Origin of the sequence: Streptomyces sp. B93 (genome assembly GCF_018070565.1) — a bacterium.
Taxonomy (GTDB): domain Bacteria; phylum Actinomycetota; class Actinomycetes; order Streptomycetales; family Streptomycetaceae; genus Streptomyces.
Window position 1 is genome coordinate 63,312 of the sequence record NZ_JAGPXL010000001.1, and the last position, 17,368, is coordinate 80,679.

The 17,368-nt window shown below is 71.8% G+C and carries 16 protein-coding genes; 3 read left to right on the forward strand and 13 right to left on the reverse strand.

All coding sequences use genetic code 11. From position 1 onward, the window contains the following. Window positions 1-177 precede the first annotated feature (177 nt). From KBY47_RS00305 to KBY47_RS00315, 3 genes are all read left to right on the forward strand, one after another. Window positions 178-762: a SigE family RNA polymerase sigma factor gene (locus tag KBY47_RS00305; RefSeq protein WP_210918769.1), complete on the forward strand. Its 585-nt coding sequence runs from the start codon at window positions 178-180 to the stop codon at window positions 760-762. After that, window positions 759-1,628, forward strand: coding sequence for a hypothetical protein (locus tag KBY47_RS00310; RefSeq protein WP_210918770.1), 870 nt, complete (start codon window positions 759-761; stop codon window positions 1,626-1,628). Before KBY47_RS00305 ends, KBY47_RS00310 begins: the two co-directional genes overlap by 4 nt. A gap of 71 nt (window positions 1,629-1,699) precedes the next feature. Then, complete coding sequence (locus KBY47_RS00315) at window positions 1,700-2,533, forward strand: pectate lyase (protein WP_210918771.1); 834 nt, start codon at window positions 1,700-1,702, stop codon at window positions 2,531-2,533. On the opposite strand, the gene KBY47_RS00320 is transcribed toward KBY47_RS00315, so the two are convergent. The 13 genes from KBY47_RS00320 to KBY47_RS00380 all read right to left on the reverse strand — a co-directional run bounded on the left by KBY47_RS00320 (window position 2,520) and on the right by KBY47_RS00380 (window position 17,256). Next, the gene (locus KBY47_RS00320; protein WP_210918772.1) at window positions 2,520-3,602 is read right to left on the reverse strand and encodes a dienelactone hydrolase family protein; all 1,083 of its coding nucleotides are present in this window, start codon (window positions 3,600-3,602) and stop codon (window positions 2,520-2,522) included. The genes KBY47_RS00315 and KBY47_RS00320 overlap by 14 nt on opposite strands. Further along, window positions 3,592-4,701 carry a pectinesterase family protein gene (locus KBY47_RS00325; RefSeq protein WP_210918773.1) on the reverse strand — a complete coding sequence of 370 codons (1,110 nt, stop codon included), beginning with the start codon at window positions 4,699-4,701 and terminating at the stop codon, window positions 3,592-3,594. The genes KBY47_RS00320 and KBY47_RS00325 overlap by 11 nt, the downstream gene beginning before the upstream one ends. A gap of 59 nt (window positions 4,702-4,760) precedes the next feature. Beyond that, window positions 4,761-6,068, reverse strand: a complete 1,308-nt coding sequence (locus KBY47_RS00330; protein ID WP_210918774.1) for a polysaccharide lyase family 1 protein — start codon at window positions 6,066-6,068, stop codon at window positions 4,761-4,763. 32 nt (window positions 6,069-6,100) lie between these two features. After that, on the reverse strand, window positions 6,101-6,889 hold the full coding sequence (locus KBY47_RS00335; protein WP_210918775.1) for a rhamnogalacturonan acetylesterase: 789 nt from the start codon (window positions 6,887-6,889) through the stop codon (window positions 6,101-6,103). Between the two features lie 120 nt (window positions 6,890-7,009). Then, entirely contained in the window at window positions 7,010-8,368 is a 1,359-nt protein-coding gene (locus tag KBY47_RS00340; protein WP_210918776.1) for a sugar ABC transporter substrate-binding protein, read from the reverse strand. 79 nt (window positions 8,369-8,447) lie between these two features. Then, window positions 8,448-9,962: a glycoside hydrolase 43 family protein gene (locus tag KBY47_RS00345; RefSeq protein ID WP_210918777.1), complete on the reverse strand. Its 1,515-nt coding sequence runs from the start codon at window positions 9,960-9,962 to the stop codon at window positions 8,448-8,450. Next, complete coding sequence (locus KBY47_RS00350; RefSeq protein WP_210918778.1) at window positions 9,959-10,804, reverse strand: PmoA family protein; 846 nt, start codon at window positions 10,802-10,804, stop codon at window positions 9,959-9,961. The genes KBY47_RS00345 and KBY47_RS00350 overlap by 4 nt, the downstream gene beginning before the upstream one ends. Continuing rightward, the gene (locus KBY47_RS00355; protein ID WP_247694004.1) at window positions 10,801-11,994 is read right to left on the reverse strand and encodes a Gfo/Idh/MocA family protein; all 1,194 of its coding nucleotides are present in this window, start codon (window positions 11,992-11,994) and stop codon (window positions 10,801-10,803) included. The genes KBY47_RS00350 and KBY47_RS00355 overlap by 4 nt, the downstream gene beginning before the upstream one ends. A 26-nt stretch (window positions 11,995-12,020) precedes the next feature. Then, window positions 12,021-12,920, reverse strand: a complete 900-nt coding sequence (locus tag KBY47_RS00360; protein WP_374103045.1) for a carbohydrate ABC transporter permease — start codon at window positions 12,918-12,920, stop codon at window positions 12,021-12,023. Continuing rightward, window positions 12,917-13,852, reverse strand: coding sequence for a carbohydrate ABC transporter permease (locus KBY47_RS00365; protein ID WP_210918780.1), 936 nt, complete (start codon window positions 13,850-13,852; stop codon window positions 12,917-12,919). Before KBY47_RS00365 ends, KBY47_RS00360 begins: the two co-directional genes overlap by 4 nt. Window positions 13,853-13,940: 88 nt before the next feature. After that, window positions 13,941-15,686, reverse strand: a complete 1,746-nt coding sequence (gene araD / locus KBY47_RS00370) for an L-arabinonate dehydratase (protein WP_210918781.1) — start codon at window positions 15,684-15,686, stop codon at window positions 13,941-13,943. Next, on the reverse strand, window positions 15,683-16,591 hold the full coding sequence (locus KBY47_RS00375; protein ID WP_210918782.1) for a dihydrodipicolinate synthase family protein: 909 nt from the start codon (window positions 16,589-16,591) through the stop codon (window positions 15,683-15,685). The genes araD and KBY47_RS00375 overlap by 4 nt, the downstream gene beginning before the upstream one ends. Continuing rightward, window positions 16,588-17,256 carry a GntR family transcriptional regulator gene (locus tag KBY47_RS00380; protein ID WP_210918783.1) on the reverse strand — a complete coding sequence of 223 codons (669 nt, stop codon included), beginning with the start codon at window positions 17,254-17,256 and terminating at the stop codon, window positions 16,588-16,590. The genes KBY47_RS00375 and KBY47_RS00380 overlap by 4 nt, the downstream gene beginning before the upstream one ends. Window positions 17,257-17,368: the final 112 nt, after the last annotated feature.

A 17,368-nucleotide genomic window follows, 5' to 3' on the forward strand; every position in this document is an offset into this window, starting at 1 on the left:
TTTTCTCCGTGTTACGGAATCAGGGTCGGTGCGTTCGGTACCCCATACGGCGTTCGATCCCTCGTACGGCACCCTCAGCGATCACTGGTACAGTTCCGGATCCCGCCCCGGCGCACGGCTGTTCGAGGCCCGTCCAACTCTGCGACGCCGGGACACCGTTGTGAGAAGAGGCCACCCGTGGGGACAGTCGTCGACGACGCCGCCTCCGTGGAGTTCCACGCGTTCTTCGAACGCCACCACGCCGAACTGGCCCGGCTGGCATTCCTGTTGACCGGTGAGCCGGACGCCGCCGACGATCTGGCCGCGGACGCCCTGCTGGCGCTCTGGCACCGCTGGGACCGGGTCCGCGCGGCCGACCACCCGGCGGCGTACGCGCGCGGGGTGGTCGCCAACCTGGCCCGCACCCGGATCCGCAGCGCGGTGCGCGAGCGGCGGCGGATCGCGCTGTTCTGGTCCCAGCGCGAGGAGAGGACCGAGAACCCGGATGTCGCGGGCGTCGTCGATGTGCGCACGGCACTGCGCCGGCTGCCGTTCCGCAAGCGGGCCTGTGTGGTGCTGCGGCACGCCTTCGACCTGTCGGAGAAGGACACCGCGCTGACCCTCGGGGTGTCGGTGGGTACGGTGAAGAGCCAGACCTCGAAGGGGATGGCCGAACTGCAACGGCTGCTCGGTGCCGAGGGCGCGCCACGGCGGCTCCAGGCTGCGATGGCGAGATCCGCGAACGACGCGGACGGTGCGGACGGCGGAGGAAGGAACCGATGAGGCGGGACGTGCACGACGAGCTGCGTGCCCGGCTGCACGAGGCGGCCGAGGAGCACCGGCCGGACCGCGCCCGCATGCTGGCCCGGATCGAGCGCGGGATGGCCGAGGAGGACCAGGGCGCCGGTCACCGTGCCGTGCTGCCCCCGGTGTTCGGCTGGCTGCGGGTCGCGGGCGCCTCGGCCGCGGTCGCGGCGGTCCTCGGCATCGGCGGCTACGCGGTGGCGTCCGCGGTCCGGGAGGAGCCGCCCCCGCAGGGCACGGTCGCCGCCTCGCCGACGCCCACCCCGTCACCGGACGCCACTAGCCGCCCGCCCGCGGACCCGTCGCCGGAGGCGACCCCGGAGAACTCCGGGAGCGCGGAGGGCCGGGAGGACGGCGCGCCCGCGTCCACCGCCCCGGAGAGTCCGCCCGCGTCGTCCGCCGCCGGGGACACCGGGAGCGCCCAGAACCCCGGGCAGGTCGAGGACGGCCCGCTGTGGTCGGACGGTTCGGTCGACCCGCACAGCAACGAGTTCTGGGCGCAGTCCAACGTCACCCTGAGGTCCACCGAGCGACTGACCGCCCTGACCGTCGAGTTGCGGATCGCCCAGACCGGCGGGGTGACCTCCACCGGGGCGTGGCGCTCGCTGCCGGAGTCCGACTTCGACCTGACCGTGGCCGAGCGGGACGGCTTCCTCGTCTACACCTGGGTCCTCAAGGACGGCCGTACGGTCCCGGCGGGCGAGTTCGTCTTCGCGGGCCAGTACGACCACGACCGCGGCGGCCGGGACGCGGGCGACGACGACTACTCGGCGACGGCGGACACCGACGGGGGCGCGGAGCTGTCCGTGTCCGGCGATTTCGCCCCACGGAAAAAAACCTCGTAGCGCGGCAACCCCTTCGGCACCGGTGGCGACCAGAAGGCGCAACAGTCACCACCCCACGAAGGAATCAGCACATGAGTGCTCCAGCAGAACAGCGCGCCCGGCACCGCCGCCGGCTCACCAGACGGCGGGCCGTGATCGGCTCGGTCGCCGCGCTCGGCCTCACCGGCGCGGCCCTCGCCACCACGTCGCTGCTCTCCACCGCGGGCGCGGCGAGCGCCTGGCCGACCGCCAAGGGCAGCAAGGCGGTCTCCAGCACGATCTCGGTGTCCGGCACCTACGACGGCGGCTACCAGCGCTTCTACGGCAGCGGCGCGCTCGGCGGCAGCGGCCAGGACGAGGGCCAGGACCCGGTCTTCAAGCTCGCCGACGGCGCGGTGCTGAAGAACGTCATCCTGGGCTCCCCGGCCGCCGACGGCGTGCACTGCACGGGCAGTTGCACGCTCCAGAACGTCTGGTGGGAGGACGTCGGCGAGGACGCCGCGACCTTCAAGGGCAAGTCGTCCTCGGCGGTGTACACCGTCTACGGCGGCGGCGCGCGGAAGGCCAGTGACAAGGTCTTCCAGTTCAACGGCGCGGGCAAGCTGGTCGTGACCAAGTTCCAGGTCTCCGACTTCGGCAAGCTGGTGCGCACCTGCGGCAACTGCTCCACGCAGTACCAGAACCGCCAGGTCATCATCAACGACGTGGACGTGACCGCCCCGGGCAAGTCGATCGTGGGCATCAACTCCAACTTCGGTGAGACGGCCGCCCTGCGCAATGTGCGCGTCCACGGCGACAGCGGCAAGAAGATCAAGCCCTGCACCCGCTTCCAGGGCAACAACACCGGTGCCGAGCCGAAGGAACTGGGCTCCGGCCCGGACGGCACGTACTGCCGCTACACGGACTCCGACCTCAGCTACCAGTAGACCCCGCAGGAACCGCGCCCAGCCAGGCGGCGACCTCGTCCTGCATGGGCCGGGTGAAGGCGTGGCCGACGTCCGGCCACGTCTTCACCCGCAGCCGGTCCGCGGCGTCCAGCGAACGCCAGACGGCGCGCAGCCGGGAGTACGCGGCGCGCACGCCCTCGCGGGGGAAGAGCGGGTCGAGGGCGCCGTCGAGGAAGAGCATCGGCCGGGGCGCGGCGATGCTCGCCACGTCGGGGAAGTCGAGGTGGCGAGCCAGACCCGGGTGCAGCATGTGGAACGCCGACTGCCCGCGCAGCAGGTTGTTGCCGGGCACCAGCGTCTCCTTCAGCCGGGTCATCCAGCAGACACAGGCCGCCGCGGTGATGTCGTCGCTCAGCGCGGCGGTCTGCCAGGCCCGGTAGCCGCCCAGGGAGAAACCGACGGCCGCGACCCGCCGCCGGTCCACCCGGTCGAGCCCGGCGAGGAAACCGGCGGCGCGCACGTCCTCGCGGGCGAGGAGCCCGGCGAGGGAGGAGCCGAGGTGGAAGAGGTTGCTGGCCAGTGCCTGCTGCTCTGGGTAGGTGAGCGGGCCCCGGTCCCCCCAGCCGAGCGCGTCGGTGGCGAGGACGACATGGCCGCGCCGGGCCAGTTCGTCGCCCGGGAAGCGTCCGCCGTAGCACCGTGCGGCCCACTCGTGCGCCGATGCGGCGCGGGTGTCGTCGTACCAGGGGCGGACCACCTTCTCCTTGCCGATGTCGAACCTCGACCCGTGGTCGTGCAGCAGCAGTACCGCCGGGAAGGGGCCGTCGCCGTGCGGGGTGAGCAGGGCGGCGCGGACGCGTTCGTGGCGGGTGAGGGAGAGGGTGACCAGCTCCCGGGTGCAGCCGTCGCCGGAGCCGCCGTCCTCGAAGCGGGGCTCGTACGGGGTGGTGTCGTCCCGTTCGACGAGGAGCAGTTCCTCCACCTTCGCGCGGGCGGCCCGCCGCCAGGTGCCGAAGTCCCGGTACGGCGCCCGCCCCCAGGCGAGCGGGAAGTCCAGCTCGGCCCTGAGGGCGGGGTGGAAGGCGGGCAGCGGCCCGTCAGTGATCATCGTGGTCGTACGGCCGCCAGTCGCCGAGGTACCGGCGCCGGGTGTGCGCGGCGGCCTCCTCGGGCGTGAGCTGGGGCCGGTTCTCCGGGACGGGGACGACCGCGCCGGGGCCCGAGTTGGCGTACTCCCGGAACCGCATCGACTGCCATGGATGGGCGGCGCTCATGTTGGTGTACGGCGCCACCGCGTCGATGCCGGGGCCGAGCCAGGTGTCCCGGACGGTGAGCATGGGCAGCGCGGTGGGGTCGGAGCTGGGGACCCAGGGGCGGGCCAGCTTGTAGTAGCCGTCGGGGGCCTCGCTGGTGACGCGGCTTCGGGTGACCAGGTAGCCCAGCGGGTTGGCGCCCGCGGTGGAGGGCGCGAAGACGAACCCGTAGGGGGCGCCGGTCAGGTCGGTGCGGGTCAGGGTGCGGAAGTGGCAGTGCTCGTAGACCGCGGTGGCCCGGCCGAAGACGAAGTCGACGTCGCCCTCGATGTAGCAGTGCGCGTAGTACTGGCGGGCGAAGGCGGTGAGGGAGCGGCTGTCGGCGTACAGGGTGTCCTGGTGGCCGAGGAACCGGCAGTGGGTGAAGGCGCTGCGGTCGCCCTGCACCTTGACGGCCACGGCCTGGGTACCCGGGACGCCGGGGTGGTCGGCGCGCAGCCAGTCGTTGGCGAAGGTGATCCAGCGGGCGGTGAAGCCGTCGGCGGCCACGGTGGTGGTGGCGGAGCCGCTGGTGCCGTAGGTGCCGGAGCCGTCGGGTTTCTGGGTGCCCGCCGCGTTGTCGTACACGACGACGGTGGCGCGGGGGTCCTCGGCGGCGCCGATCCAGGTCATGTCGGTGCGGGCGGAGCCGACGGCGACGGTCTCCCGGTAGGTGCCGGGGGCCAGGACGAGCGTCCAGCCGCTGCCGGAGGCGGCGGTGACGGCGGCCTGGACGGTGGTGAAGTCGCCGCGGCCGTGCGGGTCGACGTAGCGGAAGCGGTCGTCCGGCCGGGCGGCGGGTGAGCCGTAGCGGCCGAAGGGGCGGCCGGTGGCGGCGGCGGGGACGGCGGCGAGGCCCAGGGCCGCGCCCGCCCCGGCGCCCGCCAGGAGGAGGTGTCTGCGGGAGAGGGGCATACGGGTGGTGGTCCTTCGTCGGTGGGGGCCGGGGCGGGGGGCCGCCCCGGCCGGTGGGATCAGCGCAGCCTGCCCGCGCCCGCGCCCAGGTCGACGATCACCGGAACCGTCCTGGGGTGGTGGACCTTGGTGCGCAGGGTGGGCGTCCAGCCCGCGCCGGACTGGAGGGGCTCGGCGGGGATCTCCGCGTTGTGCACGGCGATCAGGTCGACCTCTCGGCCGTTGACGTAGTTGTTCTCGGCGGTCAGCGGCGCCTCGCTCCACTTCTTCAGCGCCTTGCCCACGCTGACGCCCTTGGCCAGCGACAGCGCGTTGTCGGTGGCGTACAGCTGCGAGTCCTTGCCGATGCCGTAGACGTAGCCGAAGGGCTGGTCCTCGGTCACCACGAAGTGGTTGTTGTACGAGTCGACCTGCCCGAACCTGACGCGCGGCGCCCGCTCCACGATGCCCTCGAAGCGGTTGTGGTGGAGGGTGACCTTCAGCTTGCCCGCGTCGGTGGCGCCCGCGCTGTCGCTGTTGCCGATCAGCATGGTCTTGTCGTGGTCCCGGAAGGAGTTCCAGGAGACGGTGACGTGGTTGGCGCCGCGCACGATGTCGAGGAGCCCGTCGTGCTGCTGGTAGGTCTTGCCGTAGTACGACGGCAGGGTGCTGTCCGGGTAGCGGCCGTCGGTGAGGGTGTTGTGGTCGATCCACACATGGGTGGAGCCGTAGACGACGACGCCGTCGTACTCGGAGTTCCAGGCACCGGTCTTGTTGTCGTCGGTGGGGTCCCACTGCGGGAAGCAGTCGATGGGCGCCTCGATGGTGAGGTTGCGGACGATGACGTTGTCGACGCCCTTGATCTGGAGGCTGCCGCCGAGGACGGCGGCGTCGCGGCCGACGCCGACGATGGTGGTGTTGGCCGGGATGTCGACCTTGATGGCCTTGTCCTGGTTGGCGGCGGACGCGGCCCGCAGGTCCTCCTGTTCGCCGCTGACGGTGGTGTCGTGGCCCCAGACCGCGGGGTCGTAGTCGGCGAGGTACTGGTCGAAGTCGTAGCCCTCGGCCTCGAACGCGGCGCAGCCCTGGGAGACGGCGTCGATGGTGCCCTTCACCCTGACGATCTTCGGCGCCGATCCGCCGTCGGCGAGGGCGGCCCGGAACTCCTCCCAGGTGGTGACGGTGTACACGTGCGCGGCGTCGGCCGCCGCGCCGCCGGTCGTCCCGGCCCCTTCGGAGGCCCAGCCGTCACCGGTCCCCAGCACCTGACGGCCGAGGTCCCGGCCGCCACCGGCCTGGGCGGCGGTACCGGTCAGGGACAGCACGAGGGCGGTGCAGCCGACGACCGCGGCAGCTCTGGCATGCCCATGCCACTTCTTGCGTTCCATTGTGCGGCTCTCCTTCTCTCACGTTCAGGGGGTTACGCGGCGGGTTCCGGCCAGGTGATCCACTCCTCGGGGATCTCCTCCTCCAGCCGCCGTACGTCACGCGGCGCGAGCACCCGCGTCCGCAGCAGCTCCCGCACCACCAGCCGGGCCACGGCGATCGCGCCCGGCGGATTGAAATGGGTGTTGTCCTGCTCGGTGGCGGTCCAGTTGAAGTACCTCTTGGTCTCCTCGGCCCCCAGCTCCTGCCACAGCGCCAGCGACAGCGCCTGCACGTCGAGCAGCGCCACGCCCTCCCGCCCGGCCAGCGCCCGTATCGCCGCCGGGTACTCGCCATGGCTCGGCACCGCGTTGCCCGCCGCGTCGAACCGGCGCCGCTCCACGGCCGTCGCCAGCACCGGCCGCGCCCCGCGCGCCCGCGCCCCGTCGACATACAGCCGCAGGTGCTCCTGGTACGTCGTCCACGGCTCGGTGTACCGGGCCGGGTCGTCCTTCTTCTCGTCGTTGTGCGCGAACTGGATCAGCAGCAGATCACCCGGCGCGATCGCCTCCAGGATCGCGTCGAGCCGCCCCTCGTCGAAGAAACTCCTCGAACTGCGCCCGTTCACGGCGTGATTGGCGACGCGCCATTCCTTGTGCAGCAGAAAGGGAAGCGCCATTCCCCACCCGGTCTCGGGCGCGGCATCGGTGAATTTCTGCGCGGCGGTGGAGTCCCCGGCGATGAAAAGGGCCCGGGACCGTTGCCCACCGGCGTGCGCGGTACCAGCGGTGAGCGGAATGGCAGCCAGAGCGGCACCAGCGACTTGCCTACGACTAAGAGACACAACGGTGCCTTCCAAAGAGGGGGTGGGCCACGCCCTCAGGGGCGCGGGGAACTGCGCGAGCAACCAGGGACGGCCCGCAGCCCGAAAACCACGGGCCGCCCCACGACGAACCGGCGCCGATCAGCCCTTCTGCTCATTCCACTCGGCCTGCGCCTCGTTCAGCTGGTCCGCGAGCGTGTCGCAGAACTCCTCCGCACTCATCTTCCCCAGCAGCACCTTCTGGAAGTTCGGCTCGTTGTCCGCCTTGGAGATGGTGTTCCAGTCCGGCAGGTAGTACGGCAGCTGCACGATCGTCGTCGACCCGTCCGACAGCGCCTCCGCCGCCAGCTTCGTCGGCTCCGCCTCCGAGACCCACGGGTCCTTCGCCGCGTCGAGGTTCGCGGGCACCTGCCCGGCCGACTGGTTGAACTTCGAGTTCGACTCGTGCCCCGCCGCGAACTCGATGAACTTCCACGCGGCGTCCTTGTTCTTGCTGCTCTTGAACATGCCGAGCCCGTCCACGGGGTTCGACACCTGGACCCGCTTCCCGTCGGCCCCGGAAGGCTGCGGAATACCGCGGAACTTGTCCGCGCCGAACGCCTTCACATGGTCCTGGTAGGAGCCCAGATTGTGGTTGAGCATGCCGATGGTGCCGGAGTCCCACTGGGCGACCATCTTGGTGAAGTCGTTGTTGAGGTCGGCGGCCGGGGTGACCTTCTTGAAGAGGACGGCGTACTTCTCCAGCGCCTCGACGTTCTTCGGGTCGTTGACGGTGGTCTTCTCACCGCTGGAGTCCCAGAAGGACGTGATCCCGGACTGCCCGTACATCGCGTCCAGCGCCTGCGCGATGGACCCGGCGCCGCCGCGGATGGTGTAGCCGAACTCGTTCCTGCCGGCGTCGGTCAGTTCCTCCGCGGCCTTGTAGAACGCGTCCCAGGTGGTCGGCTCGTCCAGACCGGCCTTCTCGAAGAGGTCGGTGCGGTAGTACAGGACGCCGTTGTTGGCGGAGGTCGGGACGGAGTAGAGGCTGTCGGAGTCACCGGCGGCCTTCAGCGACTCGAGCATGTCGTCGTTGAGCTTGCCGTTGAGCGAGGACCCGGCGAGCCGCTTCTCCAGCGGTTCGAGGGCGCCCTGCGCGGCGAACCCGGCGAGCATCGCCGCGCCGACACCGCCGACGTCGGGCAGGCCGCCGCCCTGGATGGCCGTGTCGACCTTGGACTGGTACTCGGTGGAGGCGATCCCGACGTACTCGACGTCGATGTCCGGGTTCGCCTTCTCGAAGTCGGCGATGATCTCCTTCCAGACGTCGGTGCGGACACCACCGTTGTTGTCCCAGAAGACGATCTTCCCGGTGCCGCTGCCGTCGGCGCCCTTGTCGCCGCCCGCGCCGCTGCCGTCGTCGCCACAGGCGGTCGCGGTCAGCGCCAGGACGGCGCTCAGGGCGACGGCGGCCGTCAGCCGCTGCCTGCCGGTGCTGCTTCTGTGGTTGCTGTTCTTCATGTGGTCGGCTCTCTTCTTTGGGATCCAACGGTGATGTGTGGAGGGAGATCAGGGGTGACTCGGCGCGGGGGTGCGGCGGTCAGCGCTGCGGCGCGTCGATCCTGAACCGCGTGAACGTGGCCGCTCCGGCGTGCCCGGTGCCCTCCGGCACGAGGGCGAACAGGCCGAGCAGGGCGCCGACCCAGCGCCAGGGGGTGGCGGCGAACACCGGTCCGGAGGGACGCGGGCCGTCGCCGGTGTCGTAGAAGAACCGGCAGCGGGCCCCGGCGCCGATCTCGACGCGCAGGACGGCCCGCGTCCCGGGTGCGAGCCGCGCGTGGTCGGCGTCGCGCTCCCGTTCGGCGACGGACTCGGCGAACCGGTGCACCAGGTGGACCGTCCCGTCGGTCCCGCGCTGGAGGCCGATCCAGCCGTACGCGTCCCCGAGCACCGCGAGTCCGGCCCGCGCCCCGGGTTCCTCGCTGTCCAGCCGCAGTTCCACCTCGACCGCGCTCGGGGTGCCGGGCAGCCGCTGGGTCAGTACGTTGGGCAGCCTGCGCAGGTCGTGCGCGGCGGCCGAGCGGACACAGGTCAGCCGGAGTCCGTCGCCGGTGTGCTCGGTGGCCCAGCCGTCCTCGGGGTTGGCCGTCCACTGCCACTGGCGGCCGTACCGTCCGCCGGGGAAGTCGTCGTCGGTGGCGGGCGCGGCGGGCGGCTGCGGGGGCAGCGCGGGACGCCGGTGCACGGCGACGGGGGCGCCGTCGTCGCCGAGCACCGGCCAGTTGTCCGTCCCCCAGCGCATCGGCTGGAGGTGGACGACCCTGCCGTACGCGCCGCGCTGCTGGAAGTGCACGAACCAGTCCTCACCGGACGGGGTGCGCACCCAGCCGCCCTGGTGGGGGCCGTTGACGTCGGTGTCCTTCTGCTCCAGGACGACCTTCTCCTCGTACGGCCCGAAGAACTCGCGTGAGCGGAAGGCGCCCTGCCAGCCGGTCTCCACTCCCCCGGCGGGGGCGAGAATCCAGAACCAGCCGTCGTGCCGGTAGAGCTTGGGGCCTTCGAGGGTGAACCAGCCGGGGATGCGGTCCGCGTCGACGATCAGCTTGCCCTCGTCGAGCAGTGAGGTGGCGTCGGGGTGCATCCGGTGGCCGGTGAGGCGGTTCTTCACGCCCGACCGGGACTTCGCCCAGGCGTGCACCAGATAGGCCTCGCCGGTCTCCTCGTCCCACAGGGGGCAGGGGTCGATCAGGCCCTTGCCCGCCTTCACCAGGTGCGGCTCGGTCCAGGGGCCGCGGATACCGGGGGCGTTGACCTGGAAGATCCCCTGGTCGGGGTCGCCCCAGAAGATCCAGAAGCGGTCGTCGTGGTGGCGCAGGGAGGGCGCCCAGACCCCGCAGTCGTGGCGCGGGACGCGGAACTCCTCCGCGGGCTCCAGGCGGTTCAGGGCGTGCCCGACGAGGGTCCAGTTGACCAGGTCGCGGGAGTGCAGCAGGGGCAGTCCGGGGACGCGGCCGAAGCTGGAGGCGGTGAGGTAGAAGTCGTCTCCGACGCGGACGACGTCCGGGTCGGACCAGTCGGCGTTCAGGATCGGGTTGGTGTAGGTGTCCGCGGTCACTGGGTCACCGCCTTGCGGACCAGGGCGGCGGCCTCGTCCCGGCCGAGGCGGCCGTCGGCGACGACGGTGACGATCCGGCGGACGAGGGTGTCGCCGGGCGGGATGGGGACGCGTTCGGTGTGGGCGAGGGAGGAGCCGACGCCGGGGTACTCGGCGGTGCGCACGAACCACGGGTCGCGGCGGGTGGCGTCGGTGGCCCCGGCGAACACCAGCGTCCAGGTGGTCCCGGCGAGCGCCAGCCAGTCGGCGGGGCGGCCGTGCACGGCCTCCTCGCCCTCGGCGCCGGGGGTGAGGACGTCGGGCGCCGTGTCCTCCTTGCGGGCCCGCCAGAAGAAGCCGCCGTAGGCCGCGCCGGGGCGCCCGTTGGTGGCGGGGCTGCCGATGGTGAGCGGGCCGGGGGTGGTGTTGGTCAGGGCGAAGGTGAAGTCCAGCGCCCAGGCGGTGCCGGTGAGTTCGGTGGCCGCGACGGTGCGGCGCTCGCGCAGCAGCTCGCCGCCCGCCGCCATCCAGCGCAGTTCCTGCACGAAGCCGTCGGGGTCGCGCAGCTGGAAGGCGACGTGGCGCTGGGCGCCGTGGTTGTCCAGCTCGGTCGGCCCCTGGTCGCGCACGAAGGTGCGTCCGCCCCAGAAGTTGTGCCCCTCGACGTCGGGGACGGCGACACCGACGCCGAGGTGGTGGAGGTGGTCGGCGGGGCTCAGCTCGGTGACCGCCGTACCGGACAGGGTGGTGACGGGGTGCAGGAAGGGGCGCGGGGAGAACCGGGCGGGCAGTTCCGGCCGGGTGACGTAGCGGCCGACGGGGCGGCCCGCGACCCGCAGCACCGGGGAGTCGGGGGTGGTCATCGGGTGGTCACCTCTTCTCGCGGGGCGTGCGGCTGGTACGGGGCCCAGTCGGCGCCCAGTTCCGAGTACAGGGAGAGGGTGTCGGCGGCGGCCGCGACCAGCCCGTCCACCCCGGGCACCACCCGGCGCCGCTCGGCGGGCAGCGACCGCCAGGCGGTGGGCGGCAGCGGGGCCGGGTCGGGCGCCCGCCGGACCGCCTCCACGACCTGCATGAAGGCACCGGTCGCGGCCGGGGGGACCAGCAGGTCGGCGCCGGTGGTGAGGTGGTCGAGCAGGTTCTGCAGCAGGTCGGTGCGGCCGTACTCGTACTCCTCGGGGCCGTGGTCGGCGCGCTGGAGCAGGACGCGGTCCTGCTTGTACCAGAAGGTGATCCGGCCCCGGCTGCCGTGCACCAGGACGTACGGGTCGCCGGGGTGCTCGGCGCACAGCGTGGCGGCGACGGTGACCGCCCGGCCGCCCGCGGTGACCCGGACGCAGGAGGTGTCGTCGGCCTCGATGGCGTTGGCGTGCCACAGCTCGGTCTCGATGCCGGTGACGTCCTCGGCGCGGGTGGTGCCGTTCAGCGCGAGGCCGGTGGCGACGGCGTGGGCGAGCGGGTTGGTGAGCGCCCCGTCGATCACGTCGGCGCCGTTCAGCCGCCGTCGGCCCGCCCAGGGCGCGCGCCGGAAGTAGGCCTCGTCGCGGGCCCACGCCCCGGCGCCGCCGACGCCGCGCGGCTCCCCGATCGCGCCGTCGGCGATCAGTTCGCGGATCGCGGGCAGGGCGAGTGAGCCCAGCGACTGGAAGCCGATCTGACAGGCGACGCCCGCCTCGGCGACCCCGTCCGCCATCCGGCGGAACTCCGCGTACGACGGTGCCGGGGGCTTCTCCAGCAGGAGGTGCACGCCCCGGCGGGCGGCGGTCAGGGCGAGGTCGGTGTGGGTGGGGATCGGTGTGCAGATCACCGCGACCCGGGCGCCGGTGGCGTCCAGCAGCGCGCCGAAGTCGTCGGACTGGGCGGGCGGTTCACCGCCGTACTCGGCCTCGGTCAGCGGGGTCAGCTCGCAGATGCCCACCAGCCGGACCAGGCCCTGGTCCTGAAGGCGGCGGATGTTCTCGACGTGCCAGCGGCCGTGGCCGCGGGCGCCCGCGAGGACGACGGGGACGGGGGTCCGTACGGCGGGCGTGCTGGTCGTCCCCGGTGTGCTCATCCCCGGTGTGGTCATCCCCGGTGTGGTCATCCCTTCACCGCCCCCGCGCTGAAGCCGGTGATCAGCCACTTCTGGATGAAGGCGAAGACGAGGACCACCGGCACGGCGGCGATGATGCCGCCCGCGGCGAGCGCGCCGAGGTCGACGCTGTCCGCGCTCATCAGGGTGTTGAGGCCGACCGGGATCGTCTGCTTGCCCTGGTTGTTGAGGAACATCAGGGCGAACAGGAAGTGGTTCCAGGAGTGCACGAAGGCGAAGGAGCCGACGGCGATCAGGCCCGGCCGCAGCAGCGGCAGGACGACCAGGCGGAAGGCGGTGAAGCGGCTGCACCCGTCGACCCAGGCCGCCTCCTCCAGGGAGTAGGGCACGTTCTTGATGAAGTTGCTGATCAGGATCATCGACAGCGGCAGCTGGAAGACCGTCTCGGCGATGATGACGCTGCCGAGGGAGTTGATCATCTGGAGTTCGGCGAAGATCTCGAAGAGCGGGACCAGCAGCAGCGCGCCGGGCACGAACTGGGAGCAGAGCAGGGCGAGCATGAAGGCCCGCTTGACCCGGAAGTCGAACCGGGCGAGCGCGTAGCCGCCCGCGAGGGCGACGACGGTGGTCGTCACCAGGGTGGCGATGCCGACGTAGACGCTGTTCTCGAAGTAGGTGCCGAAGCTCCGCTCGGTCCACACCTTCTCGAAGTGCTCGAAGGTGACCGGCCAGGGCACCAGCGAGGTGGAGCCCGCCGGGCGCAGCGCGAACAGCAGCATCCAGTAGAAGGGGACGAGGGTGAAGAGGAGGTAGATCGACAGGGGCAGGTAGATCTGCCAGCGGGGTGCCTCGTCCCAGGCGCGCTGCCGCTTCGGCGGGCGCTGCGGCTGGGGGGTGGCGCGGCGGGGCGCGGGCAGGACGACGGCGGCTTCCTTGGTGGCGCTCACTTGGTCTCACCTCCGAACTTGCTCAGCCGCAGATAGACGATCGAGCAGAAGAGCAGGATCACGAACGCGACCGTGGTCAGGGCGGACGCGTAGCCGAAGTTGTGGGCGTCGACGCTGGTGTTGGCGATGTAGAGGGGCAGGGTGGTGGTCTCGCCCGCTGGTCCGCCGCCGGTGAGGGTGTAGAGCAGGTCGACGTTGTTGAACTCCCAGACCGCGCGCAGCAGCGTGGACAGCACGATGGCGTCCTTCAGGTGCGGCAGGGTGATGTGCCAGAACTGCTTGATGCGGCTGGCGCCGTCGACCTCGGCGGCCTCGTAGAGGTCCTTCGAGACGGACTGGAGGTCGGCGAGGATGAGGATGGCGAAGAAGGGGACGCCGCGCCAGAGGTCGGCGACGATCGCCGCCGGGAAGACGGTGGAGGGGTCCGACAGCCAGCTGGTGCCGTAGGAGCCGATGCCCATGTCGGCGAGGTAGCGGGTGATGCCGGTCTGGGAGTTGTAGAGCAGCACCCAGATCGCGGAGGTCAGTACGCCGGAGACGGCCCAGGGGGAGAACACCAGGGCGCGGCCGAGGGCGCGGCCGACGAAGGTCTGGTTGACGATGAGCGCCAGCGCGAGTCCGAACAGCAGCTGGAGTCCGACCTCGACGACGACCCATTTGGCGCTGAAGACCAGCGTGTCCCAGAAGAGGGGGTCCTCGGTGAAGGCGTGGACGAAGTTGTCGAAGCCCGCGAAGCCGTTCCGCCACGGCTTGGTGGGGTTGTAGTCCTGGAGGCTGTAGTAGAAGACGCTGAGCACCGGGTAGGCGATGAATCCCAGCATCAGCAGGGCCGCCGGGGCGATCAGCAGGTACGGCAGTCTGCGCGGTGTGGCGGAGGCACGGCGCCGCCTCGGTGGCGCGGGCGGTTTCGCCACGGCTGCGGCTTGGGCCATGACTGTTCTCCGTTCTCGGTGAAGCGTGTGAAGCGCTTTCTCTTACTGCGCGATGCGTTCTTGGCCGTGCTGGGCGAAGAGGGGTCCGTCAACCCGCGTACGGGTCGGGCACATGGCCCGAGCGGGCCAGGAACTCGAAGTCGCAGCCGGTGTCGGCCTGCGTGATCTGTTCGTTGTAGAGGGCGCCGTAGCCCCGCTCGTAGCGGGCGGGCGGCGGTGTCCAGGCGGCCCGGCGGCGGTCCAGTTCCTCGTCGTCCACGTGGAGGTGGAGGGTGCGGGCCTCGACGTCGAGGGTGATCGGGTCGCCGGTGCGCACCAGGGCGAGCGGTCCGCCGACGTACGACTCCGGCGCCACGTGCAGGACGCAGGCGCCGTAACTGGTGCCGCTCATCCGGGCGTCGGAGATCCGCACCATGTCCCGCACCCCCTGCTTGAGCAGGTGGTCGGGGATCGGCAGCATGCCGTACTCGGGCATGCCGGGGCCGCCCTTGGGCCCGGCGTTGCGCAGCACCAGCACGCTGTCGGCGGTGATGCCCAGCTCCGGGTCGTTGATGGTCCGCTGCATCGCCCTGTAGTCGTCGAAGACGACGGCGGGGCCGGTGTGCTTGAGCAGGTGCGGCTCGGCGGCGATGTGCTTGATGACGGCGCCGTCCGGGCAGAGGTTGCCGCGCAGGACCGCGACCCCGCCCTCGGCCGCGACCGGGTTGTCGCGCGGGCGGATGACGTCGTCGTGGTGGACCCGCGCCCCGGCGAGCTGTTCGCGCAGGGTGTCGTGGGAGACCGTGGGCCGGTCCAGGTGGAGCAGGTCCGGGATGCGGGAGAGGAAGCCGGGCAGGCCGCCCGCGAAGTGGAAGTCCTCCATCAGGTACGTCTGTCCGCCGGGGCGGACGTTGGCGAGCACGGGGACCGTGCGGGCGATGCGGTCGAAGTCGTCGAGGGTGAGGCGGACGCCCGCGCGTCCGGCCATGGCGATGAGGTGGATGACGGCGTTGGTGGAGCCGCCGAGGCCGAGGACCGTGGTGACGGCGTCCTCGAAGGCCTCCCGGGTGAGGATCTCGGAGAGTCTGCGCCCCTTGTGGACTTGTTCAACGATCCTCATGCCGGATGATGCGGCCATCCGGTCGTGGCCCGAGTCCACGGCCGGGATGCTGGACGCGCCCGGCACGGTGACACCCAGGGCCTCCGCGGCGGCCGTCAGCGTGGACGCCGTGCCCATCGTCATGCAGTGGCCGGGCGAGCGCGCGAGGCCGCTCTCCAGCTCGGCCATCTCGCAGTCGCCGATGAGCCCGGCGCGCTTGTCGTCCCAGTACTTCCACATGTCCGTGCCGGAGCCGAGGGTCTCCCCGCGCCAGTGGCCCGGCAGCATCGGCCCGGCGGGCACGAACACGGCCGGCAGATCGGCGCTCGCGGCGCCCATCAGCAGGGCGGGCGTCGACTTGTCGCAGCCGCCCATCAGCACCGCCCCGTCGACGGGGTACGACCGCAGCAGCTCCTCCGTCTCCAGGGCGAGGAGGTTGCGGTAGAGCATCGGGGTCGGCTTCTGGAAGGTCTCGCTGAGCGTGGCGACCGGGAACTCCAGCGGGAACCCGCCCGCCTGCCACACCCCGCGCTTGACCGCCTGCGCCCGGTCCCTGAGGTGGACGTGGCAGGGGTTGATGTCCGACCAGGTGTTGAGGATGGCGATGACGGGCTTGCCGAGGTGCTCCTCGGGGAGGTAGCCGAGCTGGCGGGTGCGGGCGCGGTGGCTGAAGGACCGCAGTCCGTCTGTGCCGTACCACTGGTGGCTGCGCAGTTCCTCGGGGCGCTTGCGGGGGGCCGGGGTCGTGTCGCTCATATCGACCACCCGGCGGCTATGGCGGCGACCTCGGCGCGCTCGCCGTCGGGCAGCGGCCTGCTCGGCGGGCGGACCTCGCGGCGGCACAGTCCGAGGGAGGCCAGGGCCTCCTTGACGACGGTGACGTTGTTGGCGGAGCCGTGGGCGGCGCGCAGTTCCTCGAAGCGGCGGATCTGCTCCCACACCTTCATCGCGCCCGGGTAGTCGCCCGAGCGCAGCGCCTCGATCATGTTCCGGGAGACGGCCGGGGCGACGTTCACCAGGCCGGAGGTGAAGCCGGTGGCGCCCGCCGAGAAGTAGGACGGCGCGTACGGCTCGGCGAGCCCGGCCACCCAGACGAAGCGGTCCAGACCGGCGTCGCGGGCGAAGGCGGCGAAGCGGGCGGCGTCCGGGACGGCGTACTTCACGCCGATCACGTTCGGGCAGTGGTCGGCGAGTTCGGCGAGCCGGGCGCCGGCCAGCTGGGCGTTGCGGATGTAGGGCACCACGCCCAGCTCGGGCACGGCCTCGGCGATGGCGCGGTGGTAGTCGACCCAGCCGGACTGGGAGACGTAGGGGTGGACGGGCTGGTGCACCATCACCATCGCCGCGCCCAGTTCGCGGGCGTGCCGGGCGGAGGCGACGGCGGTGGGGACGTCGTGTCCGACGCCGACCAGGATCACGGCCCGGTCCCCGGCCTCGTCGACGGTCAGCTCGGTGACCAGGCGCCGCTCCTCGGGGGTGAGGGCGTAGAACTCGCCGGTGTTGCCGTTGGGGGTGAGGGTGGTGATGCCGCCGTCGAGCAGCCGGCGCAGCAGGGCGCGGTGGGTGTCCTGGTCGACGGAGCCGTCCTCGGCGAACGGGGTCACCGGGATGGCCACCACCTCGGCCAGGGCGGCCCGCTGGGTCTCGAACGTGGTGGTCATGCCTGGATGTCCTCTCCCTGGGCCCCGGTCCCCGCGTCGGGAAAGGCCTTCAGCACGAACGACTCGATGTGGGCGTGCAGGGCGCGCGCCGCGCCGTCGGCGTCGCCCTCCGTGGCGAGCCGCAGGATCTCCCGGTGCTCACGGGCCTCCCGCTCCCAGGAGGGGTCGGCGGCCCAGGCGACGGCGGAGACGAGCGCGGCCTGGTCGCGGACCTCGTCGAGCATCCGGCCGAGCAGCGGGTTGCCGCACGACACGTACAGGGCGCGGTGGAACTCCCGGTTCGCGAGGGAGCGTTCGGCGGTGTCGGTGGCCCCGTCGGCGCGGGTCAGCGCCTCGCGGGCGGCGTCCAGGGAGGACCTGCGGCGCACGGTGCGGCGGAGCGCCTCGGGCTCCAGCAGCAGGCGTACGTCGTAGACCTCGCGCGCCATGTCCGCGTCCACCATGCGCACCGTGACGCCCTTGTACTGGCTCATCACGACCAGTCCGGTTCCGGCCAGGGTCTTGAGCGCCTCGCGCACGGGGGTCTTGGAGACCCCGAACTGTGCGGCGAGTTCGGTCTCGACCAGGGCCTGACCTGGCGTCAACTGCCCGGTGAGGATGCGGTGTTTGATCCCCTCCAGCACGTACTGCGTGCGGGAGGGGATCGGGGTGGGCACAGAGGTCATGCGCGCCTCTCGGATCTCGCGTATCGCGTCTCATATATGACGTACGACGTACGACGCGTTGAAGTTAGAAGCGCCCCCGTGTTTCGTCAATGCTTCCGGCAAAGAAACCTGC